General features: G+C 67.2%; 20 protein-coding genes. 12 read left to right on the top strand and 8 right to left on the bottom strand.

Annotation, left to right across the window (positions count from 1 at the left end):
- Window positions 1–108 precede the first annotated feature (108 nt).
- On the top strand, window positions 109–1,065 hold the full coding sequence (locus BM419_RS31790) for a site-specific integrase (RefSeq protein WP_107684826.1): 957 nt from the start codon (window positions 109–111) through the stop codon (window positions 1,063–1,065).
- 118 nt (window positions 1,066–1,183) lie between these two features.
- Here the strand turns inward: BM419_RS31790 and BM419_RS29800 are convergent, their stop codons facing one another.
- From BM419_RS29800 to BM419_RS29790, 3 genes are read right to left on the bottom strand one after another with little or no spacing between them, the layout of a single operon-like run.
- Window positions 1,184–1,426, bottom strand: coding sequence for a hypothetical protein (locus BM419_RS29800; protein WP_091928573.1), 243 nt, complete (start codon window positions 1,424–1,426; stop codon window positions 1,184–1,186).
- 30 nt (window positions 1,427–1,456) lie between these two features.
- Entirely contained in the window at window positions 1,457–2,020 is a 564-nt protein-coding gene (locus tag BM419_RS29795) for an ATP-binding protein (protein WP_244540920.1), read from the bottom strand.
- Window positions 2,021–2,040: 20 nt separating this feature from the next.
- Entirely contained in the window at window positions 2,041–2,766 is a 726-nt protein-coding gene (locus BM419_RS29790) for a TetR/AcrR family transcriptional regulator (protein ID WP_091928571.1), read from the bottom strand.
- A 248-nt stretch (window positions 2,767–3,014) separates the two neighbouring features.
- Between BM419_RS29790 and BM419_RS29785 the strand changes: the two genes are divergently transcribed.
- From BM419_RS29785 to BM419_RS29765, 5 genes are all read left to right on the top strand, one after another.
- The gene (locus BM419_RS29785) at window positions 3,015–4,268 is read left to right on the top strand and encodes an FAD binding domain-containing protein (protein WP_280141979.1); all 1,254 of its coding nucleotides are present in this window, start codon (window positions 3,015–3,017) and stop codon (window positions 4,266–4,268) included.
- A 29-nt stretch (window positions 4,269–4,297) separates the two neighbouring features.
- Window positions 4,298–4,597 carry a DUF485 domain-containing protein gene (locus BM419_RS29780; protein WP_091928569.1) on the top strand — a complete coding sequence of 100 codons (300 nt, stop codon included), beginning with the start codon at window positions 4,298–4,300 and terminating at the stop codon, window positions 4,595–4,597.
- On the top strand, window positions 4,594–6,258 hold the full coding sequence (actP, locus tag BM419_RS29775) for a cation/acetate symporter ActP (RefSeq protein WP_091928568.1): 1,665 nt from the start codon (window positions 4,594–4,596) through the stop codon (window positions 6,256–6,258). The genes BM419_RS29780 and actP overlap by 4 nt, the downstream gene beginning before the upstream one ends.
- 19 nt (window positions 6,259–6,277) lie before the next feature.
- On the top strand, window positions 6,278–6,694 hold the full coding sequence (locus tag BM419_RS29770; protein WP_091928567.1) for a cupin domain-containing protein: 417 nt from the start codon (window positions 6,278–6,280) through the stop codon (window positions 6,692–6,694).
- 123 nt (window positions 6,695–6,817) lie between these two features.
- Entirely contained in the window at window positions 6,818–7,528 is a 711-nt protein-coding gene (locus BM419_RS29765) for a response regulator transcription factor (protein ID WP_244540919.1), read from the top strand.
- 62 nt (window positions 7,529–7,590) lie between these two features.
- Here BM419_RS29765 and BM419_RS29760 read toward each other — a convergent pair whose 3' ends face one another.
- Window positions 7,591–8,145, bottom strand: a complete 555-nt coding sequence (locus tag BM419_RS29760; protein ID WP_091928565.1) for a PAS domain-containing protein — start codon at window positions 8,143–8,145, stop codon at window positions 7,591–7,593.
- Window positions 8,146–8,423: 278 nt separating this feature from the next.
- Entirely contained in the window at window positions 8,424–9,002 is a 579-nt protein-coding gene (locus BM419_RS29755; protein ID WP_091928564.1) for a helix-turn-helix transcriptional regulator, read from the bottom strand.
- Window positions 9,003–9,485: 483 nt separating this feature from the next.
- Here BM419_RS29755 and BM419_RS29750 point away from each other — a divergent pair, with 483 nt between their 5' ends.
- On the top strand, window positions 9,486–9,848 hold the full coding sequence (locus BM419_RS29750; RefSeq protein ID WP_091928563.1) for a response regulator transcription factor: 363 nt from the start codon (window positions 9,486–9,488) through the stop codon (window positions 9,846–9,848).
- Between the two features lie 79 nt (window positions 9,849–9,927).
- Here the strand turns inward: BM419_RS29750 and BM419_RS29745 are convergent, their stop codons facing one another.
- The 3 genes from BM419_RS29745 to BM419_RS32675 form a co-directional block, all read right to left on the bottom strand.
- Window positions 9,928–14,931: a trifunctional serine/threonine-protein kinase/ATP-binding protein/sensor histidine kinase gene (locus BM419_RS29745; protein ID WP_175556415.1), complete on the bottom strand. Its 5,004-nt coding sequence runs from the start codon at window positions 14,929–14,931 to the stop codon at window positions 9,928–9,930.
- Between the two features lie 774 nt (window positions 14,932–15,705).
- Window positions 15,706–16,641 (bottom strand): helix-turn-helix domain-containing protein, encoded by a 936-nt coding sequence (locus BM419_RS33105; RefSeq protein WP_244540918.1) that lies wholly within the window; start codon window positions 16,639–16,641, stop codon window positions 15,706–15,708.
- A gap of 151 nt (window positions 16,642–16,792) precedes the next feature.
- A complete protein-coding gene (locus tag BM419_RS32675) occupies window positions 16,793–17,608 on the bottom strand; it encodes a helix-turn-helix domain-containing protein (RefSeq protein ID WP_175556414.1) in 816 nt (271 codons plus the stop codon).
- Between BM419_RS32675 and BM419_RS29735 the strand changes: the two genes are divergently transcribed.
- The 5 genes from BM419_RS29735 to BM419_RS29720 all read left to right on the top strand — a co-directional run.
- On the top strand, window positions 17,585–19,270 hold the full coding sequence (locus tag BM419_RS29735) for a sensor histidine kinase (RefSeq protein WP_175556413.1): 1,686 nt from the start codon (window positions 17,585–17,587) through the stop codon (window positions 19,268–19,270). The two genes, BM419_RS32675 and BM419_RS29735, sit on opposite strands and share 24 nt — an antisense overlap.
- Window positions 19,263–19,658 (top strand): response regulator, encoded by a 396-nt coding sequence (locus BM419_RS29730; RefSeq protein ID WP_175556412.1) that lies wholly within the window; start codon window positions 19,263–19,265, stop codon window positions 19,656–19,658. Before BM419_RS29735 ends, BM419_RS29730 begins: the two co-directional genes overlap by 8 nt.
- A 188-nt stretch (window positions 19,659–19,846) precedes the next feature.
- Entirely contained in the window at window positions 19,847–19,987 is a 141-nt protein-coding gene (locus BM419_RS32670; protein ID WP_175556411.1) for a hypothetical protein, read from the top strand.
- A gap of 34 nt (window positions 19,988–20,021) precedes the next feature.
- Window positions 20,022–20,858: an alpha/beta fold hydrolase gene (locus BM419_RS29725; protein ID WP_091928559.1), complete on the top strand. Its 837-nt coding sequence runs from the start codon at window positions 20,022–20,024 to the stop codon at window positions 20,856–20,858.
- 266 nt (window positions 20,859–21,124) lie between these two features.
- Window positions 21,125–21,884 (top strand): thiamine pyrophosphate-binding protein (locus tag BM419_RS29720; RefSeq protein ID WP_244540917.1); only part of this gene is annotated, 760 nt, incomplete at its 3' end.

Raw genomic sequence — 21,884 nt, 5'->3', positions numbered from 1 at the left:
CTCCTCAGGCTTGGGTCGCTTCCTCGACATCGATCCGTCCTCCAGGCTCGAAAGCCATACCAAAGGGCGGACCACTTCATTGGGGGCGGATCAGGACCGAGGCCGGACATGCACGACGCCGACACGATGGCGCCAGTACCCTGGCGCCCTCTGCTTGCGGCATATGCTGCCGAAGCGAATCTGGCGCCCGCTACGGTGAAACGATGGTCCGGTGTGATGACCGAACTTGAATCCGCCGTCGGCCGCGGCGATCTCGCCTCGATCTCTCGCTTGGATCTCATCGCTTGGAAGGAGAAGCTGCTCGGCTCCGGTCGATCGGCCAATACGGTTCGCACGCCGTATCTCAGCGCGGTGAAAGCCATCATGAACTACGGCGTCGCTGGCGGACGCCTTCAAGCCAACACGGCCATAGGTGTGGTCGTGAAGACTCCGAGACTGCTGCTATCACGCGACCGGGACTTCACCGACGACGAAGCTCTCGCAATTCTCCGGGGCTCCTTATTGGAACCGCCCGCGAAGCTCTCGCTCGAACATGCCGCTGCTCGAAGGTGGGTCCCATGGCTGTGTGCCTATGGCGGCGCCCGAGTGAACGAGATGACCCAATTGCGTGGCGGCGATGTGCGGCAGGTCCATGAAATCTGGGTAGTACGGATCACGCCCGAGGCCGGGTCTGTGAAAACGGGCAGATGGAGGGAGATCCCCCTGCATCCGCATCTCCTCGCGCAGGGCTTTCCGTCGTTTGCGGTTTCGCGAGGTTCGCGTCCGTTGTTCTACGATCCGGCACGGGCCCGCGGCGGCTCGGCAGCCCACCCGATCTATAAGAAGGTAGGCGAGAGATTGGCGGCATGGGTGCGCTCGCTCGGCGTGTCGGATCTGGGCGTCGATCCGAACCATGGCTGGCGGCATCGCTTCAAGACCGTGGGGCGGAGAGCTGGCATCGATCCGGCGGTGCTCGACGCCATACAGGGCCATGCGCCTAGAACGGAGGGCGAGCGATACGGCCGATACCCCGTCGAGATCATGTTCGAAGCGATTCGTCGGCTTCCGGAGTATCGCGTCGGATAGGCCGTCGGGATCCTGTGTGGAACGGGCGAGCCGCTCCACACCGGCCTCTGGATTGTCTCGCTCGCCTGAGTGAGCCGCGCGAAGATGGCGCGGACCCGCCTCCTTGTCTGCCTGGGCCTTAACAGGTGCCGCCGTCCTCCCCGGCGACGCCGGCCGCTCGGCGGAACGGTAGGACGCGACCAGGCCGCTCCGAGCGGAGCCGCTCGACGGCGGCGCGCAGGTCGTCCAGCGCGAAGGGCTTCCGGAGGACCGGGATGTCGGCGACTGGCAGCGTCGCGGCGTCGGCGTAGCCGGTCATCAGGAGGACGCCCAAGCCCGGCACCAGCGCCTGGGCGCGGCCAGCCGGCTCTGTCCCCGTCATCCCGGCATCGCGTAGTCCGTCAGCAGGAGGTCAAAGCCACGCCCGTCTCCCAGCAGGCGCAACGCCTCGGAGCCCCCCGGCCTCCGCGACGCCGTAGCCGCTCTCCTTCAGCAGCGCGACGGCGACGGCGCGGACCTGGGGGTCGTCCTCGACGACAAGGATGCGCGCACCTTCGCCAGCCTCAACGGAAGCGGGAATGTCTTGGCCAACGTCGCCCGAGCTCGCCGCCCCAACTCTCGGTAGGTAGACCGACACCGTGGTACCCTCGCCGACCCGGCTGCGCACGGCCACAGCGCCGCCGAGCTGGCGGGCGGTCCCGTAGACCTGGGCCAAGCCGAGCCTGGTGCCCTTGCCCTGCGGCCTCGTCGTGAAGAAGGGCTTGAACGCGCGGGACAGCACCTCCTGCGCCATGCCCTCGCCCGTGTCGGAGACGGTCAAGACCACCATGTCCTTAGCAGGCACGCCCGCGGGCCTGGGCGCCACGGCTGGCAGGTACTCGGTCCCGATCCGGACCTCGCCGCCGCCATGGAGAGCGTCGCGCGCGTTCGTCGCTAGGTTGAGGACGGCCAACTCGACGCGGTGCTGGTCGGCCACGGCCGGCCAAGCCGACGGCATCATGGCAAGTGTTCGACAGGTGGAAGCACCGCAGCGACGCCGCCGAGGAGCGTCTGGATCTTCGCCCGGATGATGTCCCGGACGTCGCCATCCAAGGGCAGGCGATAGATGAATTCCCGGACACCGAGGTAGAATATCGAAGAGTGAATCGACCAAACCATTTCGATCTCGATGCTCGTGGCCGGTACATCTTTTATCGAGGGGCGGTGAAAATGCATTCTTAGCTCTTCGACGACCACTTCAAAGACATGATTGCGAAGAAATTTTAGATACCGCGCATTGAAGTCGAGGTTCTTGAGGCCAGCGAACATAAACAACCGCACCCATTCCGGCGTCAAAATGACATTCGCGTAGCTGACGTAGAATCCTACCAGACGGCTCTCGAGCGGAACGTCGCGATCTTTGATGGTCTCTTCCCAGAACGGATCCCAGCGACCGACGAACACATCCTGATAGACCCGCTCGATTAAGGCCTCCTTGCTCGGGAAGTAGCGATAGAGCAGCGGCTGGGTGATGCCCAATGTCGCGGCCAACTCACGCGTCTGCCCCTCGAAGCCGCGCTCCGCGAAGAAGGCGATGGCCGCCGAGGCGATGCTCTTCTCGCGATCCGAACGCGAGAGTCGCCTGCGCCCCCCCGACCGATCGTCCGGAGAGCTCTTATGGGAGCCCCGCGAGACGGTGAGCGGACCGACGATGCCGGTCTTCGACTTGGACGGACGTACCATGATCCCTGGTTACCATAGCGGCTCGAGTGATCAAGCGATAAGCGAATGGCCCGCAGCTCCTTCCCCTGACGCGTCTTCCGAAATCTTCGCGCCTGTCTCCTACGGTCGGGAATTTTATCGGATGATAAACAGTGTTGACAACGAGTCGGGACGGTCTCATTGTTGATCAACGGATAATCAACGCTCCGACGCTGCGTGAGCGGTGCGGGATGACGCGGGGCGTATGACCCGATCGTGGAGGAATCGCCGTGGGAGCGACCAAGACCAGAGGCCCAACGAAGCGGCCGAGCGCCGTCATCATCGGCGGCTCCATGGCGGGGCTGTTCTCGGCGCTGCTCCTGAGGCGAGCCGGCTGGGACGTCGATGTCTTCGAGCGCGCCGGGGCCGAGCTGTCCGGACGCGGCGCGGGGATCGTGACCCATGCCGAGCTGTATGAGGTCCTGCAGGACGCGGGGATCGACCGACAGGCCGCCGAGGTCGGCGTGTCGGTGGTCGGGCGACGGGTGCTGGGGGCGGACGGGTCGATCGTCGGGGAATTGGCGTTGCCCCAGGTGCTGACCTCCTGGGGGCACCTCTACGGCCTGCTCCGCGAGGCGCTTCCCGCCGAGCGCTATCATCACGGTCGCGCGCTGTCGCGGGTCGAGGAGGTCGCCGACAAGGTCACGGCCCACTTCGAGGACGGCTCCTCGGCCTCGGCGGATCTCCTGATTGGGGCGGACGGGATCTTCTCCACGGTGCGCGCCCGGCTCGCCCCCGACGTCGTTCCGAGCTATGTCGGCTACATCGCCTGGCGGGGCCTCGTTGACGAGGTCGACCTGTCCGCCGGCACGCGTGAGGCGCTGCTCGAGTATTTCGCCTTCGCCCTGCCTGACGGCGAGCAGATGCTCGGCTACCCGGTGGCGGGCGCCGACAATTCCATGGCCCGCGGCCGCCGCCGCTTCAACTTCGTCTGGTATCGTCCCGCCGCCGCGGACGCGGCCCTGCGCGACCTGCTGACCGACGTGGACGGCGTCGAGCATCAGCTCTCGATACCCCCGAGCCGGATCCGGCCCGAGGTCGTCGCGTCCATGCGCTCGGACGGGCGCCGGCTGCTGGCGCCGCAGTTCGCCGAGGTGGTCGAGAAGACCGGCCAGCCGTTCATCCAGGCCATCCAGGATCTGGAAACCCCAAGGATGCGGCTCGGCCGGCGCGTGGCCATCCTCGGCGACGCCGCCTTCGTAGCCCGCCCGCACGTCGGCATGGGCGTGACGAAGGCGGCAGGCGACGCGCGGGGCCTCGTGGACGCGCTGGCGGCCCATCCGGATAGCCTGGACGACGCCCTCGCCGCGTTCGAGGCGGCCCGCCTGCGCTACGGCGCGGCCGTGATCCGACGCGCCCGGGAACTCGGCGCCTACATGCAGGCGCAGATCCTCACGCCGGAGGAGCGCACCATGGCCGAGCGCCACCGCCGACCGGAGGCAGTGATGGCGGAGACCGCGGTCGCGACGGGAATCGCGGCTTGATTCGAGGACTCGGCAGACCGGGGGACGCAGTGAACAGCGCACGCATCTCGATTCATCCAACCTTCCGTCGGCTCTGCTTCGAACGGAACTGCCTCGGCATCACCCTCGCGGTGACGATGGCGACGGCCTACTTCGCCTACGTCCTCACCGTCGCCTTCAGGCCCGACCTGCTCGGCACGCCGATCCGCGACGGGTCGATCGTGACCTGGGGCATTGCCGTCGGCGTGGCGCTCCTGGGCCTGGGCTTCGCCCTCACCGTCATCTACGTGCTCGTCGCCAACACGCGCCTCGACGGCCTCAGCCGGCGCCTGCGGGAGGATCTCCGGTGACCGGCGCCCGCCACCTGCTCGCCGCGGCGGCGATCCTCGTCGCCGGGGAGGCCCGCGCGGACGCGCTGACGGGACCCGTGACGCGGCAACCGCTGAATGCGATGGCGATCGCGATGTTTCTCGGCTTCGTCGCCATCACGCTGGCGATCACGGTCCGGGCCGCCCGCAGCGGCACCCGGACGGCGAGCGACTACTACGCGGCCGGCGGCGGCCTCAGCGGCTTCCAGAACGGATTGGCGATCGCGGGCGACTACACGTCCGCGGCGACCTTCCTTGGGGTGACGGCGCTCATCTACACCTCGGGCTACGACGGGATGATCTACGCGGTCGGCTTCCTCGTCGGCTTCCCGATGATCCTGTTCCTGATCGCGGAGCCTCTGCGGAACCTAGGGCGCTACACGTTCGCCGACGTGGCGGCGTACCGACTGTCGGAGGTGCCGGTACGGCTGGTGGCGGGCCTCAACACCCTCGTCATCGTGCTGTTCTACCTGATCGCCCAGATGGTCGGGGCCGGCAAGCTGATCGAGCTTCTCTTCGGGCTGCCCTACCTCGCCGCGGTCGTGCTCGTCGGCGTGCTCATGATGGCATACGTCGTCTTCGGCGGCATGCGCGCGACGACCTGGGTCCAGATCATCAAGGCGGTCCTGCTGCTTTCGGGATCCGCCCTGATGTCGGCGCTGATCCTCGCGCGCTTCGGCTTCAGCTTGGAGGAGCTCTTCGCCCGGGCGGTCGCGCTCCATCCGAAGAAGCAGGCCATCATGGCGCCGGGCGGGCTCGTCAAGGATCCGGTCTCGGCGATGTCGCTCGGCCTCGCCCTGATCTTCGGCACCGCCGGCCTGCCCCACATCCTGATGCGCTTCTTCACCGTGGCCGACGCCCGTCAGGCGAGGTTCTCTGTCCTCGTCGCGACCGGGTTCATCACGGTCTTCTATACCCTCCTGTTCGTGCTCGGCTTCGGCGCGATCGCCCTGGTGCAGGGCGACCCGGCCTACGTAAACGCGGCCGGCGGCGTGGTCGGCGGCACCAACATGGTCGCGCTGCACCTGGCGGATAAGCTCGGCGGCCCGCTGCTGCTCGGCTTCATCTCGGCCGTGGCGTTCGCGACGATCCTGGCCGTGGTGTCGGGGCTGACGATCGCGGGTGCCTCGGCGGCGAGCCACGACCTCTACGCCCGGGTCCTGCGCCGCGGGCGCGCGAGCGAACAGCGGGAGGTCTGGGTCTCGAAGGCCGCCGCGGTCGCGATCAGCCTCGCCGCGATGGGGCTCGGCATCCTCTTCGAGAATCAGAACATCGCCTTCATGGTCGGCCTCGTCTTCGCCATCGCGGCGAGCGCGAACTTCCCCGTGATCCTCTTATCGGTGGCCTGGCGGGACCTCACGACCCGTGGGGCGGTCGCGGGCTCGCTGGCCGGGCTCCTGAGTTCGCTGCTCCTGGTCGCGCTGAGCCCCGGCGTGTGGACCGCAACCCTGGGGCTCGGCGTCGCGCCGTTCCCCTTCGACAATCCGGCCCTGTTCTCGGTCCCCCTCGCGTTCGTCACGTCCTGGGCGGTGTCGCGGCTGGACCGGAGCGCGGCCGCGGCGTCGGTCCGCGCCGCCTACGCGGCGCAGCACGTGACGGCGCAGACCGGCTTCGACCGGCCTGCCGCACCGGCCGCGCACTGATCCGAGGAGGAGAAGGGCCATGACACGTCAGACGATCTCGCATTGGCCGGCGCCCCCGGCCGGCTGGCCGGCGGAACTGCGCCAGGATTTCGCCGCCGGCGCCGGCAGGGGGCAGGTCGGCAGCCGCCTCGTCTCCGAGACCGACCGCGTCCGGGTGTGGTCGCTCAGCCTGAGGCCGGGCGAGCGGATCGGCTTCCACACGCACGTGCTGGACTACTTCTGGACGGCGGTCACCGGCGGGCGGGCACGTTCGCACTACGCCGACGGGCGGATCGCCGAGGTGGCCTACGAGCCCGGCGACACCCAGCACCACACCTTTCCGGTCGGTGCGTTCATGATCCACGACCTCGAGAATATCGGCGAGACCGAACTCAGCTTCACGACGGTCGAGTTCCTCGACAGCGCGAATGCGCCGCTGCCCGTCTCAGACCTCTGACGACGCGCCGATCGCGGCGTGCCGGCCGGCGGTGGACGAGGAATGTCCACCGCATCCTCTACGACCCGACCCGCCTCCTCTCGAGGCGAACGCGATCGGCGGACCGCGCCGGTCCGGGCGAGCTTGGCCGCACCTGTCGATATTGCACCGCATCATGTAACCCCCTGGATCGATTGCCCCATCCCGAGGACGATTGGCGCCGCGAGCGACATGCCGGAACCCACAGTCCACATCGTCGACGACGATCCGGCTCTTCGCGCGGCGCTGACGCGACTGTGCAGGTCGGCCGGGCTCGCGGCCGTCGCCCACAGCGATTCGGCGGAGCTCCTGGTCTCACGCTTGCGTCAGGCGCCCGAATGCATCCTCCTCGATCTGCGCCTGCCCGGGCAGAGCGGCCTGACGGTGCAGGAGGCGCTGCGCGATGCCGGCTGCACCGTGCCGATCATCTTCCTCACCGGGTACGGAACGATCCCGATAACCGTGCGCGCGATGCGCGGGGGAGCCGTCGAGTTCCTGACCAAACCGGTCAGCGACACGGTCGTGCTCGACGCGATCCATCGGGCGCTGGCGATCGATGCGGCCGCGCTGGAGGCCGGCCGGGCCCAAGACGATCTCTCGAGACGCCTCGCCTCCCTGACGCCGCGGGAGCTCGCATTGCTGCGATGCGCCATCGGCGGCCTGATGAACAAGCAGATCGCCGCCGAACTCGGGATCACGGAAATCACCGCCAAGGTCCATAAGCGGCGCGTCATGGAGAAGATGCGCGCCCGCTCGCTCGCCGACCTCGTCCTGATGGCGCATCAACTCGGAATCGAAGCGACACGGCAGCGCTGACCGCTCCATCACGGCGCTTCGCGGGCCGGAGCTCGCCAGCCACGTCCCGGACGGAGCTAACCTCAGTGGGACCGATCGCCCGGACTACGGGCGACCATCTCGCGCGCGAGCAGCCTACCCGCCATCATCAGCGCCCGCCTCAGGATTGGCAGCAATTCCTTCGCACCGTCCTCCTCGACAAGGCCGTGGGCCATCAACAAATGGTCGGCGACGCGTTCCAGCGTCGTGCCGGGCGGCGTCGCGGGGTGCGTCGGCGGTGGGACGAAGCGCGCGTGCGTGCCGTGCGCGACCAGGGGGTCGGAATCGGCGAAATTCACCTCCGTCATCGAGCCGAGATAGCCCAGGAACGAGCGGTTCGGCGGCCCGAAGGATGGAACGGCGCCGATCATCACCCAGGCGTGGCTGCCATCGGCCCGGCGCATGCGGAGGCGAAGGCTGTACTCGCTCCGCCGATCACGGGCGGTGCGCAGGAAGGTCACCGCCATCTCCCGATCTTCGGGATGCACGCACCCCAACCAGCCATGCTCCACGGCCGTGTCCGCCGCGCGTCCGGTGAAGGCGCTCCATTCCGGGCTGACGTAGGTCACGCCGCCATCTGCCCTCGCGACGAAGATCATCCCGGGCGCTCCTCGGCTGGCCGGCGGAACCCGCGCCGGGCCGTGCATATGGCGTTGCGCCCAGGGACGGAATCCCGGCATCCGGACCGGACCGACGCTGCCCCGGACGACGAAGGCCTGGACTGCTCGGTGGCGCGGACCGGAAGCCAGGACCGGCGACCGGTTGAGGAGGGCGTGGCGCGACCGCGGGGCACCTTCCACGCTCCGGGGCGGCCGGCGCGATCGACCACATGGTGAGTTGCGCCGACCGAACCGTCGGTGTCCCGCAGGCACCGCATTCACTGCCCGAGGTCGGTCTGGTTGGCTTGGCGCCAGCGATGGGGCGCCTCGCCGACGGCCTGTCGAAACACCCGGCACAGGTGGGCCTGATCCGAGAAGCCGCAGCTGAGTGCTATGTCGCTCAGCGCGGCCCGGGTCGAAACCATCGCGGATTTCGCCCGGGATACCCGCTTCATCATGATGTATGAATGGGGTGACATCCCGAACGTGACCTTGAAGACCTTGCAAAGGTACGAGGGGCTCAGCCGCACCAGGGCCGCCAAGTCCTTGATCGCGATCTGCTGATGCAGGTTGGCCGCGACGAAACCCTCGATCCGGCTTCGCTGCCATCGCGCAAGCCCACCCGCGGCATGAGATCTGGCATCGGCCTCGTCTCGGGTGGGCGACGGTGCGTCGACCGTGCCGTCCAGAAGCGCCAACGCGGACATCACGTAGTGCCGCGTCGAGGTCAGATCCCCAGTCAGCGCGAGTTCGGCACGACGGAGCAGGTCCGATATCCGACCGCAGACGACAGCATCTCTAGGCGTCACCCTGATGCCGGCATAGTTACCATTGAGGGGTGAGCCTGATGACAGCATGTGAGACGTCGCTTTCAGATATCAGATGCCGGCTTGAATAGAAGTCGCGGCATCGGAGGGACACGCCGACGCGCCGCTTCATTGCGATCCATCGTGCCAACCCGTCTATCTCGATCAATCATACGTCGGTATAGTTGCCGGAAAGATGCCCCCGGACGCATTCGATGCCGGGCGACGGACGTCATGGAACCATGGCGATGGAGCTGAAGCTGGGTGGGTCGGTCATGGGCGGCGCGCGCCACGGGCGAACGCCGCGCGATGAGGCTGCGGCCACCGGGATTCCCGGGGCTCTGCCACCATGCCTGTCGGGACCGCTCCGACGATAGGCACGACCGGGTGGGTCATCCGGCCGACGCTTCAAGGTGCGTAGTGACGCGGCCATGATTAAACCTTGGTATGGTTTAAAATTTCGGCATTCTGATCCAGGCCTTACGAGGCTTCCGGCGCCGTCAAGATCTCGGGCCCTGCGTGAGGACTTGACTTGTGTTACAACAAAAAGTCGTGGCGATAGTTGATGATGACTCGGCCGTGCTCTCGGCCCTGTCCAGCCTCGTCCGATCGATCGGCTACGTCGCGTTGACCTTCAGCTCGGCCGAGGCGTTCCTCGCCCACCCCGACCTGTCGAACGTGACCGTTCTGATAAGCGACATCCAGATGCCCGGGGGCATAAGCGGCTTCGAACTTCAGGAGGGGTTGCGGTCGCGGCACCTCAGCATTCCCACGGTCTTGATGACCGGCCTGTCCGACGAGGCGATCCGGGAACGGGCGCGCGAAAGCGGTGCATGGAAATTCATGCAGAAACCCGTCGACAGCGACGCTCTCATCGAATGCCTGGAGATGGCCTAGGCCGGGACAGCCGCGCCTGCCGTGCGGACCTCCCCCGTCACGGCGACGAATGGCCGTGACGGCTTGGCGAGCGGCCGCCTCACATCTCGGCCGCGACCGGCAATGAGAATACAAAGGTCGTGCCGCCGCACGATGACGGAATGGCGCTGAGCGTTCCGCCATGCGCCTCCATGATCGAGCGGCAGATGGCGAGTCCCATCCCCATGCCGCTGCTCTTCGTCGTGAAGAGAGGCTCGAAGATCCGACCGATCACGTCGGGCGCGATCCCATCGCCGGTGTCATGGACATGGACCGTGATCTTCGAATCCCGGCAGTCCGATCTCACCGTAAGTCTTCGCCCGGCGGGATCCTTGGAGCCCATGGCCTCGATCGCGTTCGTGACCAGGTTGAACACGACCTGCTGCAGCTGGGTGCGGTCCCCGACGACATGGACGTCGGTGCCGGCGAGGCGCACGTCGAGCATCACCTGCATGGCTTCCAGCTCGGTCGAGGTCAGGTTCAGCACCTCGCGGATCACGTCATCGATCCGCACGTTGCCAAGCTTCGGCGGCGCCTGCTTCGCCAGCGATCGCAGGGCCCGCACGATGTCGGCCGCCCGGACCGCGTTCTCCTGGATCGCCTCGAGGTTCGCGAGCGCCTCGCCGATCTCCGGGGTGGCCCGCCTCAGCCATCGCTGGCCGGCCGCCGCATTGGAGCCGACGCCGGTCAAGGGCTGGTTGATCTCGTGGGCGATGGAGGCGGCGAGACCCCCGAGCACGGTCATGTGGGCCGCCCGCGCCAACTCCGCGCGCGCGCTGCGCAACGCCCGCTCCGTTTCCCGGCGCCGGGCATTCTCCTCCAGAAGCTCGGCATAAAGCCGCGCGGCCTCGAGGGAAATTGCCGCCTGCGGGGCGAGCAGCTCGAGCGCCGCGGTGCGGCCGGGGGTGAACACGCCGGACGCGAGATCGTTGTCCAAGTAGAGTATGCCGACGAGGCGCCCCTGCTTGAGGAGCGGCAGGCACATGGCCGCCCGCAGCGATCGGCCGCCGAGGTCCAGAGCGCCGGCGTGGGGGCCCTCGCCGTCCGCATCGTCGAGGACGATGGTCTTCTTGGTCCTGATCACCGTGTTGACGATGGCTAAGGGGACCGCGTCGGCGGTCAGCTCGGCCTGATGGATGTCCACGGCAATCGCGCCGTCGACCACGCGGCCCGTCGCCTGAATCACGGGCGTATCCTCGTGCATCAGGATCAACATGCCGTAACGTGCGCCGGCGTGGACGATCATGCTGTCCATCAGCTTCATAATCAGCTGGTCCAGCACGATCTCTTCCGAGAAGGCGCGCGCCGCCGCCGCCCAGACCGCGAGGTCGAGGGCGGCCTGGCCGCTCCGCGACGGGACCGGCTCCTCGCGACGTTCCGCCTCCAACAAGGGGTGCTCGGCCTCGATGCGGCGGACCTTCTCCTCCGCTCCCCACCGATGGTAGCACTCGATCGCCGTTCGAAGATGCTGCCGAGCGGCGGTGCGCAGCCCGCTGGCCTCGCAATGCGCCGCCGCCAGCTCATGGGCGAGCGCCTGCTCGTGGACGAAGCCCGCGGCGGCGGCGGCGGCGGCCGAGCGCTCGTACAGCTGCATGGCCTCGACGTCGACGCCGCGCAGGCGAGCGATCTCGGCATCGATCAACAGCAGCTTATTCGAGAAGGTGGTGGGGTTGAGCGTGGCCCAGAAGGCCAGCCGCTCCCGGTGGGGACCCAGTTTCGTGATCCGTTCCGCGACCCCGGCGGACGCGTCCTCGACCTGGGCGGCGGTCAAGGCCGAGAAGAAATGATAGTCGGCGAGGTTGATGTGGGCGGGGATCGCCCATTCGAGCTGCTTCAGCAGCGCCAGCCTCAGGGCCGCCTCGCGATAGTCCTTGAGGTAGGCCGCCGACATGCCGGCGTACAGCCATTCCCAGAAGAGGGTTGGCTGAGAGACCGGCGTGACGCCGTTCTGCCCGGATCCGTCTTGTCCGGGATCCGCCTGCGGCGCCAAGGTGCCGCCACCCTGCCCCAGGTGCTCGGCGAAACGGATCTGCGAATTCAGCAGGAGTTCGATGTCCCTGAAGCCGATCTGGCGCGTCAGGTTGAGGCGGCTCTCGGCCTCGTCGATGACGCGCGACAGGGGTTCGCCCATGAAAATGAGGTTTGAGACGATGTGGTTGCCGGCATAACACGCCATGCCGAGGTCGCCGCTCATCACGCCGGCCGACGCGGCTTCGCGCGCGTTGGCGAGGGCGAACGTGAGGGGCCGCGTCCAGACGCTGACTTGATCCATCGCGACCAGGGTCGCCGCGCGGCCGAATTCCCAGCCGTGGCGATCGATGAGTTCGACGGCGACGTTCGCGAAGATCAGTCCGTCCCCATAGGCGTCGTAGTGATGCGCGATGTAGACGCCGAACCAGGACAGGCCGTACGGCGACGCCGCGGTCACCCCGTGCTCGAGCGTCAGCTCGACGATCTTAGCGAGGTGAAGGAAGCTGATGCCGTCGTCGACGAAGAACGACGCCTGGCATGTGACCAGAAGGCCCATGGCGGCTTCCAGCTTCGGATCGGTGGCGACCGGCAGCTCCACCAGGTTGGCGATCCCCCGGCCTTGCACCCTGCTCCGGATGGCATGGTAGGTCTGGGACAGGTCTTCCGGTGACGGATAGCGCTTCAGGCTGACCCCGAGGGCGTCCAGCCCGGTCAGGACCGACGTTATCGCCGATTCGTAGTCCGACCGCAGCGTCTGCAGCGCCGCCTTCAACCTGAAGGCGCCGGCGCGGTCGATGGCGGATCTTGAGTTCTCCAGCAGGCGGTCGATCTCCGTCGCGGCCAGGCCTAGCTCGGCCTTGATGATCAGGCACTCGCATCTCAAGGCGGCCGCTTGGTATGTGAGCGCGTACTGGTCGGACCAGCTCGTCTCCGCCAGGAGCCGTCTCATGGTCTCCAGGTAGCCCAACGCCTGATCGAGGGCCGCCGCGCTCTTGGCGCGGCGCGCCGCGGCGAGCAACAGGTGGGCGAACGATGTTGTGGTCTCGGACGGCAGCCCGTCGGTCCTCGCCCGCTCAACCTGGTTCGCGATCGCGAATGGCGAGTCGTCCGGTGCGGCCCGCCACATCTCGACCATCGCGACCGCGATGCGGGCGTGGGCCGCGGATCGCGCGGCCGGCGTGGATGAGGCGTATGCGGCTTCCAGCACGCGATCGTGCGAGAACGCGTAGGTGGTGGCCTCGCGGGTGAGCAGGCCCGCCGCCCTCAGGCCTTCCGTATTAGCCCGTATCCAGCCTGGATCGGCCCCGAGGACGCGCGCCAGCAGCCCCTCGTCACAGCTCGATCCGACGCACGCGAGGCAGCGAAGGATCTTGCGACCCTCCTCCGGCAGCCGGTCGAGGCGCCGGACCATCAGGTCGACCACGTTGTCGGTCGAGTGGTGGCGGGCGACGGCAGACATATCCCACGTCCATCCGCCGCCGTGTTCGTCGAAGCGGAACACGTGTTCGTCGACCAGGGTCCGGAGAAGCTGTCCGACGAAGAACGGGTTGCCGGCCGTCTTCTCGTGAACGGCGCGCGCCAAGGGCTCGACGCGCTCCTCGCGGCATTGCGCGGCCACCGCGATGAGCGTTCCCACATCACCTACCGACAGGGGCCGTAGCCCAAGTTCGGAGATGGGGATGGACCTCGCCGACACGTGCGAGCGGAGCGCCTGCAGCTGGGCGCTGCGCGCCGTCTCACCGTCACGATAGGATCCGATCAACAGGATGTTCCTGACGTTCTCCGTGAGCAGGAACGTGAAGAAGGCCCATGTCGGGTCGTCTGCCCATTGGAGATCGTCGAGGAAGACGATCAGCGTCTCGTCGTTCTGGGCGAAGGCTTGCAAGGTGTTCAGGATGGCGGCGTTGACGCGCCGCTGGGCTTGCTCTGCCTGGAGATCGGCGACCGGAGGCTGCCGACCGATGACGAGTTCCAGCTCCGGAACGAGTTCGGATACCAGTTGCCCATGTCCGGCGAGAGTCGTCAGCAGGAGGTCCCGCCTGCGGTGGAGCTCGTCGCGGCTGGCGCTCAGGAGGCGGTCGACCAGGGACCGCAAGATCTGCGCGACGACGGCGTACGGCATGTCGCCCTGGTGCTGTCCGCTTTTCCCGAAGGCGAAGGCCGTGTCCGCCCGCTCGGATCTCGCCTGCGCCGCGCCGACGAGCGCGGACTTGCCGGCGCCGGCGGGGCCGGAGATCAGGACCAACTCGGATCGACCGGTCCGCCTCACGCGTTCGACCGCGTCGAGCAGCGCGCCCGTCTCGGCATCCCTGCCGAAGAGCCGCTCGGACAGGGCCAGTTTCGGTCGCGTATCCCGCCCGAGCCGGAATTGCCTGATGGATCCGCTCTCGGCCCACTCGGTCCTGCACCGCACGAGATCGGCGAGCAGCAGGGATGCGCTGGCGTACCGGTCGACCGGCTCCTTGGAGAGGAGCTTCAGGATGATCTCATCCAGTGCCGTCGGTACGTCGCGCGAGTCGCTCGGGCGCGGGGGCTGGACGGCCACGTGGACGTGGAGCCATTCGGCTGCGGTGCGAGCGGTGAACGGCAGCCGTCCGGTCAACATCTCGTAGAACGTGACGCCGAGGGAGTAGAGGTCGCTCCGCTCGTCGGCGTATGGATCCGAGCGCCGTGCCGCCTCGGGTGCGGCATAGGGTAAGGCGTCGTCGGTGACCGGCAGCTCGGGCCAATGATCGCCCGGCTCGTCGAGCGCGATGCCCCTGCCGAACCCGGCGAGCCGAAAGACGCCGCCGGCTTGAACGTGCAGATGCGCCGGGCGGAGGTCGCGATGGAGGATGCGACGGTCGTGGGCGCGCGCGAGGGCGGAGGCCGCGCCGACCGCGATCTCGAGGAATCGCTCGATCGACATGGCGTCGCCCGCCATGGGCGAGGACGCCCCGGCGGCGTCCTCGAAGACGAGGACGGGTCCCTCCTGTGCTCGGATGAGGGCCAAGGGCGCGACGCTCCAGGAAGGCTCCAGGCGCGAGGAAAGACGCTGATGAGTTTCGAACTCGCGGCATACGTTCGAAGCTTGCCAACGCGTGGTCTCGATCAACCAGTTTGCATTGCTTCCCGGATCACGCACGCGGTACCGCGTGCGATCGCCATCTCGACTTAGAAATGTCGCCTGAATCCGTTCAAGGAAGGTTTGACTAAAGTAATCGTCTGATTGTAGCTGGGAGCGATCTTTAGCGCTCATTGCTCAATGCGCCTCAGTTCAATCCTTAGAAAAGCTACGAGCAGCGAGTAGACGCTCAAACCCGGAGCGTGCCGTCGCGTTCATGCCTCATGAACGCGACTGACATGCGGAGTACATTTTCGATCCGACCTCCGTTTTGTTCGCACATAGATTGTCTTGCCGGCTTTGATTCAAGATTCTAAGATTATTTGGTTCGGGTCGTACTGATTGCCTACCGGTCGATGTGCTAACACTTCATTCGACAAAAATTTTGTACAAAACGATCATGTTTTAGCGAAATGGAGGAGCTTGTTCGTGACCCGATGGTCAGATGCCATCCGGCGCGCGGGCGCCGGCGGCAATCAGATGAAACAACCTTGGCGGGAGCTTGCGCAGGGCGAGGCCTCCCGTGGCGCCCAACAGCGCCGCGACTTGGGGCCGCTCTGGCTCGACATTGAGAGGCATCTTCTTCACGAGACCGCTTCACGGATCGGCGTATGACCTTCGAGGCAGGCACGGCAGCAATAGGAGTGCCAAGCCGGGGATCACCTGCGACTCGACCCGTGACTGGCGGGATCAGGCCATGGTCTGGCGGGCGCATGGCGTTGCTCACCATGAGGGCGTGGAACGGCTCAGCTCGTGCGTCGAGCATCAGGCTTCGGCCGCTAGCTCCGGCTCGATGGACCGGCGCCAACGGCCGGGGCTCATGCGCTCCGCACGGGCGAAGACCCGAGTGAAATGGCTCTGGTCTGCAAAGCCGCAGGCGAAGGCGATATCCCCCAGCGACAGATCACGCGTGCGCATCAGGTCCTTGGCCCGGGCGATGCGCTGCCGCACGAGCCAGGCGTGGGGCGAGACGCCCGTGGAACGCCGAAACGCGCGGGCGAAATGGCTGGGCGAGAGGCCACACGCCGCCGCGACGGCGGGTATGCTCAGCGACTGTGCGAGCGCGGCGCGCATTCGATCCTGGGCGCGCTTCAGCTGCCACGGGGCGAGGCCGCCGCGAGCCGGCTCGATGCGGTCCGCGATGTCCGCGTAGGTCCCAAGCAGATGAGCGGCCAAGGCACGGCCGAGCTGATGCCGGAACACCGTCGCCCCGCGATCCGATCGGTCGAGCGTCGCCGACGCGCGCAATGCCAGATCGTGGATGGTGGCATCGCTAAGTCGCCTGCCGCACGCCTCCGTAAGCGCGTCGAGGGGGTTGGCCCGATCGGTGCGAAGACAGGCGGCGATCTCTCCGAGCAACGCCCTGTGTAGGGCGATATTGATCGCGCCGGTCAGGGGCGCAACCGAAGGGGACTGTCGGAGGTCCAGGAGTAGAACATCGCCCGGCCGAGGGCGACCGGCGGGAACCGACTCGCCGCGTCGCCGATCCGTGGACCGCTCGATCGGCACCACCTGCACGAGCAGCACCTCGCATTGCCGGTTCGTGGGCGGCACCTCCGTCGTCTGTGCCTGATAGACCAGGATGTCGGTCTCGCAGGAACGCGTCGCCGGCCACTCCTTCGGGCCCGTGCCGCTGGCCCGGGACGTGCCGCGGGATTGGGGGGCTCCGCGCGCGCACGCGCGCGAGGCCGGCGGCCGCAAGTTAATCTCCCTTCGATCAGGGCGCGAGGTAGATGCCTCAAGCATCGTAGTCTCTCCTGTCTCTGCAGGAAGAACATTATTCCTTTTGTGAATAGCAATCTTTAGTTGGATTGCTCTGATTTTTGTCGATCTTGCTCTTTATATGCCGATTCTATCCAAGCAGTTTGCGATACTCGGAAGGCGTGCAACCCTTAGCCTTCTTGAATGCTGTCCCGAAGGCGGCCTGGCTCGAGAAGCCGGAGCGCAGCGCGATGTCTAGGATCGAGGTCCTTCGGTCGGCCAGGAGCCGGCAGGCGCATTCCAATCGTTCCGCGCTGACGAAGCCGTAGGGCGTCTGCCCGGTGACACGTTTAAACATTCGGGCGAAGTGGAAGGGGCTCAAGCAGGCCACGGAGGCGAGTTCGGCGATCGACAGGTCACGGTCGAGGTTGTCGCGGATGAAGTCGACGGCGCGCTGGATCCGATCCGGACACGCGCTGTCCTCTTGCGAAAGCTGCGCGTCATCCGGTCGGTCGTGACCGTAAGCTTGCGCGATCCGCGCGGTGAGCGTCAGCGCGGCGCTCTCGACCATCATTCGCCCGGCCGAAGTTTCCTGGACCAGCTCGCCGAGGACGGACAGGCCGATCTGGCGGATAAGCGGGTCTTGGACATCGGCGAGGTAGCGCACTGCGTCGGCCCGGATCCGGGCATCGCCGTAGAGCTCCGCCAGGGCCTCGAATCGGCTGGCCGGAAGATAGATATGCAGGATCTCGTTGAGGGGCGCGGAGATGTTGATATCATCCTCCCCGACACCCACCGGACAAAGCCAGACCGTCCCTGCCTCCACGGCCGTCCGCTGTCGCACGCCCGCGCCCTTGCGGCTTACCCGCGCGCCGACGCTGCGCCGCGTCGCGAGGGTGATCTCCATCTGCGTCGGCACGATCGCTGGCAGGTCTCCAGCGGGATGGGACCGGAATTCGGCCGCCACGTCCCGCCAGCCTCGGTCCTGAGAGGAGGCGAGCAGTCCGCCCTTGGGGAACTTGATAATCCCGTGTCGGTGCAAATCCATGCTCGCAACATGCAATGCATGGTCGGATCGCGCCATTATACAGGCGTATCGCGAATGGGCGGCGAGGCGCCCCGGCTCATTGGACCAGGTTGGATCAGTGTCATGCGACAGGTCTTCTCGCGCTGGCCGAGTTTGGCGCAGACGGCGTCCCAGGACATCGGGGTGGACGACCTTCCGGCATGGATGCAGGTGACCCCGCCCCGGACGTTCGCGATACAGAACGAGGATTTCGCCCCGGCCAGCCTCTGGGTCGGTGTCCCGTGCGTCTTGGCCTTCCTGGCGGGACTGATGGCCGCCTCCGGCGGTGGTGCGATCCCGATTCTAGGCGTTGGCCTCGCGGCGCTCGCGGCGCTCGCGGCGGTCCGCCATGTGGTGGCGCTCCGGCGGGATCGCCGCAAGGCACGGGACAGCTTCGACGCGATCTACGAGCGATCCGGGATCTCGATCTGGCGCGAGGACTGGACAGCCGTGACCGAGGTCATCGTCGGCCTGCGGCGTGCGGGCATCGACGACGTCGAGCGGCACTTCGCCAATCGTCCCGATGAGCTCCGCGCCCTGCGGGCCAAGGTCCTGATCACGGATGTGAACGCGTTCACTCTTGAGGAGACGGGCGCGCCGAACAAGAATGCCTATGTCGGCTCACTCGACCGGCTGCTACCCGACACCGACCAGACCTTCGTGCAGTGGCTCGTCGCATTCGCCCAAGGGGACCGCTTCTTCCGCTCGGAAGCCCACATCATGGGCGCCGACGGGCGCGAGCGCGACGTGCTGTTCACCGCGACGCTGCCGCAGGATCGCGCGGGCTTCTCCGACGTGATCGTCACCTCCCTTGACGTCACGGCCTTCAAGCGCACCCAGGCCCATCTTGCGGCGGCCGACACGGAACTCGCCCGGACCTCGCGGATCACCACCGTCGGGGCGCTCAGCGCCTCCATCGCCCACGAGGTCAACTCACCCCTGGCCGCCATCCTCGCCAACGCCCAGGCGGCCCTGCGCTGGCTCAGGCGTCCCGAGCCTGACGTGGCCGAGGCCTCCCTGGCGCTCGACGATGTGGTGGCCGAGGCGACCCGCGCCCGCGATGTCGTCGCGCGGACCCGCTCGTACCTCAGCAACGCGCCGCGGACCGTCGCCCCGATCGATCTCGTCCAGGCCTCGCGGGACGCGAACATCCTGGTGGAACGCGAGATACGCAGCCACGGCGCCGCGATCCATCTCGCGGCGGAGGACGGGATCCCGCCCGTGCCGGCGGACCTAATTCAAATCCAGCAGATCTTCGTCAACCTTCTGGTCAACGCCGCCCAGGCCATGGCAGGATTACCGGGCCGGAAGGACATCACGATCACGATCCGCCGGGTCGGCGCCGCCGTCGTGGTCGACGTGGTCGACACGGGCCCCGGAATCGAGCCCGAACGGCGCGCGCGAATCTTCGAACCCTTCCACTCCACCAAGGTTGGCGGAATGGGGATGGGACTGGCCATCTGCCGGAACCTGATCGATGCGCACGGAGGTGAGATCTGGGTCGACGCCGCTCCCGATGGGGGCGCCGCATTTCACTTCATGCTGCCGCTCGCCCATGACTGAACGCGTCAAGAGCAGACCCGCCGTCGCCATCGTCGACGACGATCCATCGATTCGCTCTGCCCTTCATAGGCTCACGCGCGCGCTTGGATACGAGGCCATCGTGTTCAGCGGGGCGGAGCCGCTTCTCGCCAAGCTCGACGAGGCCGACATCGCGCTGGTGGTGACGGACGTGCAGATGCCTGGCCTGAGCGGGCTCGACCTTCTCCGGATCCTGGCCGCTCAGCGACCCGATCTGCCGGTCATGGTGATGACCGCCTATCCGAGTGAGGCGACCCGTCAGCGGGCGCTCGCGCTCGGTGCCTTCGCGTATTGCGCGAAACCGTTCGAGGCGGAGCACTTCGAGCGCACCCTGAAGACCGTGCTCGGCGCGCCTCCGCGCGCGGGCTAGCGCCCAAGGAGCGCGGGCCGAACGCTGTGGGCTCACCTCCAGATCCGACGTGTCTGTGTGCGCTGAAGCGATGCGCGGCGCGATGGTCCACAACATCGATGTTGCCGCCCTCTCGAGGATCACTCTGAGCCAGCTCTTCCGGCCGCACCGAACGCCATCGATCCTGACGACGCCGAACGATCCCCTCCATGGCCGGCGCGTCCCGCGGCTACATCGTCGAGCTGCTGGTGCATGCGATCGCCGCCGCAATTGCAAAATCGCGACGCATTCATGCAAGCGAATGGAGCCAGGATGACCTAGCAACTCTGGTGGAACATCCGGTGAAATGACGGAAGCGCGGCCGGATCACATACGGAGAGCGACATGGCCACCGTTACCACGAGGGACGGCACGGAGATTTACTACAAGGATTGGGGGCCGAGAAACGCTCAGCCCATCGTCTTCCATCACGGTTGGCCGCTCTCGTCGGACGACTGGGACGCACAAATGTTGTTCTTCGTCCAGAAGGGCTACCGGGTCGTGGCCCATGATCGTCGCGGTCACGGCCGGTCGGCGCAAGTCTCGGAAGGGCACGACATGGACCATTACGCGGCTGACGCCGCGGCCGTCATGGAGCATCTCGACCTGCGGAACGCCGTCCATATTGGCCACTCCACGGGTGGCGGCGAGGTCGCTCGGTATGTCGCCAGGTTCGGCCAGCCGCAGGGACGTGTCGCCATGGCCGTGCTGGTCAGTGCTGTGCCACCGCTGATGCTTAAGACCGACGCCAATCCTGAAGGCTTGCCGCTCGACGTCTTCGACGGATTCCGTGAGGCGCTCGCCGCCAATCGCGCACAGTTCTACCTCGACGTGGCAGGCGGCCCATTCTACGGCTTCAACCGCGACGGCACGAAAGCTCTTCCCGGCGTGATCCAAAATTGGTGGCGGCAGGGGATGATGGGCAGCGCCAAGGCCCACTATGAGGGCATCAAGGCATTCTCGGAGACCGATCAGACCGAGGACCTCAAGGCGATCACCGTGCCGACATTGCTGCTTCACGGCGAGGACGACCAGATCGTGCCGATCGCGGACGCGTCGTTGAAGTCGATCAAGCTCCTGAGGAATGGCGCCCTGAAGACCTATCCCGGCTATCCGCACGGCATGCTGACCGTGCATGCCGACGTCCTCAATGCGGCGCTGCTCGACTTCGTGAGGGGCTGACGCGTCCAGGGCGGATGGCGGCATCGCGGTCCCGCCCGGGGTCGGCAGTGATGGCGCGCCGGCATCAGCGGGGACCACTCTCCTGTCGTCGGCGCCCCCCTACGCCCGCTTTCCCCTGTCGAGCCGACGAGCGTGAGGCGCCCCGCGTGACCGCGTGGGTCGAGGGCGTCACGACGGCTTGCCGCGACATGATCCATGACCCTGGGGACGATGGCCGATCGCGGCCAAGCCTTCCCCCAAGACGCGCATCAGCCCGAGAGGTTTTCATGAGCACGAAGGTCGCCGATCTGTTCGTCCGGGCGCTGGCGCAGGCCGGCGTGAAGCGCATCTACGGCGTGGTCGGTGACAGCCTCAACGGCCTGACCGAGGCCCTGCGCCAGGACGGCTCGATCGCCTGGATCCACACGCGCCACGAGGAGAGCGCCGCCTTCGCGGCCGGCGCCGAGGCGCACCTGACCGGCGAGCTCGCGGTCTGCGCCGGATCCTGCGGGCCGGGCAACCTGCACCTGATCAACGGCCTGTTCGACGCGCACCGCTCCCGCGTGCCCGTGCTGGCCATCGCGGCCCAGATCCCCTCGGCGGAGATCGGCCGGGGCTACTTCCAGGAGACGCACCCGCAGAACCTGTTCCAGGAATGCAGCCACTACTGCGAGCTGGTCTCCTCGCCGGCCCAGCTGCCCGGCGTGATCGAGACCGCGATGCGCGTCGCCATCGCCGAGCGCGGGGTCGCCGTCGTGGTGATCCCCGGCGATGTCGGCCTCATGGCCATGCCGGGGAACACGCCCGAACTCTCCGCCGCCCTCGTGCCGCCCCCGCCCGTGGTGCGCCCGCGCGAGGCCGACCTCGACGCCCTCGCGGGGATGCTCAACGGGGCCAAACGCGTGACCCTGTTCTGCGGCCGCGGCTGCGCCGGCGCCCACGCGGAGCTGCTGCAACTCGCCGAGGCGCTGAAGGCGCCGGTCGTCCACGCGCTCGGCGGCAAGGAGCACGTCGAGTGGGACAATCCCTACGACGTCGGCATGACCG

The sequence above is a fragment of the Methylobacterium sp. yr668 genome (assembly GCF_900116245.1).
Classification (GTDB): domain Bacteria; phylum Pseudomonadota; class Alphaproteobacteria; order Rhizobiales; family Beijerinckiaceae; genus Methylobacterium.
The sequence above is the reverse complement of the archived record's forward strand: the minus strand, read 5'-3'. Positions and strand labels throughout refer to the sequence as shown.

Excerpts from the sequence above, each read along its gene's own strand:
- BM419_RS31790 (WP_107684826.1), top strand. The coding sequence starts at position 109 with ATGCACGACGCCGACACGATGGCGCCAGTACCCTGGCGCCCTCTGCTT.
- BM419_RS29800 (WP_091928573.1), bottom strand. The coding sequence starts at position 1,426 with ATGACGGGGACAGAGCCGGCTGGCCGCGCCCAGGCGCTGGTGCCGGGC.
- BM419_RS29790 (WP_091928571.1), bottom strand. The coding sequence starts at position 2,766 with ATGGTACGTCCGTCCAAGTCGAAGACCGGCATCGTCGGTCCGCTCACC.
- BM419_RS29770 (WP_091928567.1), top strand. The coding sequence starts at position 6,278 with ATGACACGTCAGACGATCTCGCATTGGCCGGCGCCCCCGGCCGGCTGG.
- BM419_RS29760 (WP_091928565.1), bottom strand. The coding sequence starts at position 8,145 with ATGATCTTCGTCGCGAGGGCAGATGGCGGCGTGACCTACGTCAGCCCG.
- BM419_RS29755 (WP_091928564.1), bottom strand. The coding sequence starts at position 9,002 with ATGCTGTCATCAGGCTCACCCCTCAATGGTAACTATGCCGGCATCAGG.
- BM419_RS29735 (WP_175556413.1), top strand. The coding sequence starts at position 17,585 with ATGGGACCGGAATTCGGCCGCCACGTCCCGCCAGCCTCGGTCCTGAGA.
- BM419_RS29730 (WP_175556412.1), top strand. The coding sequence starts at position 19,263 with ATGACTGAACGCGTCAAGAGCAGACCCGCCGTCGCCATCGTCGACGAC.
- BM419_RS32670 (WP_175556411.1), top strand. The coding sequence starts at position 19,847 with ATGGCCGGCGCGTCCCGCGGCTACATCGTCGAGCTGCTGGTGCATGCG.
- BM419_RS29725 (WP_091928559.1), top strand. The coding sequence starts at position 20,022 with ATGGCCACCGTTACCACGAGGGACGGCACGGAGATTTACTACAAGGAT.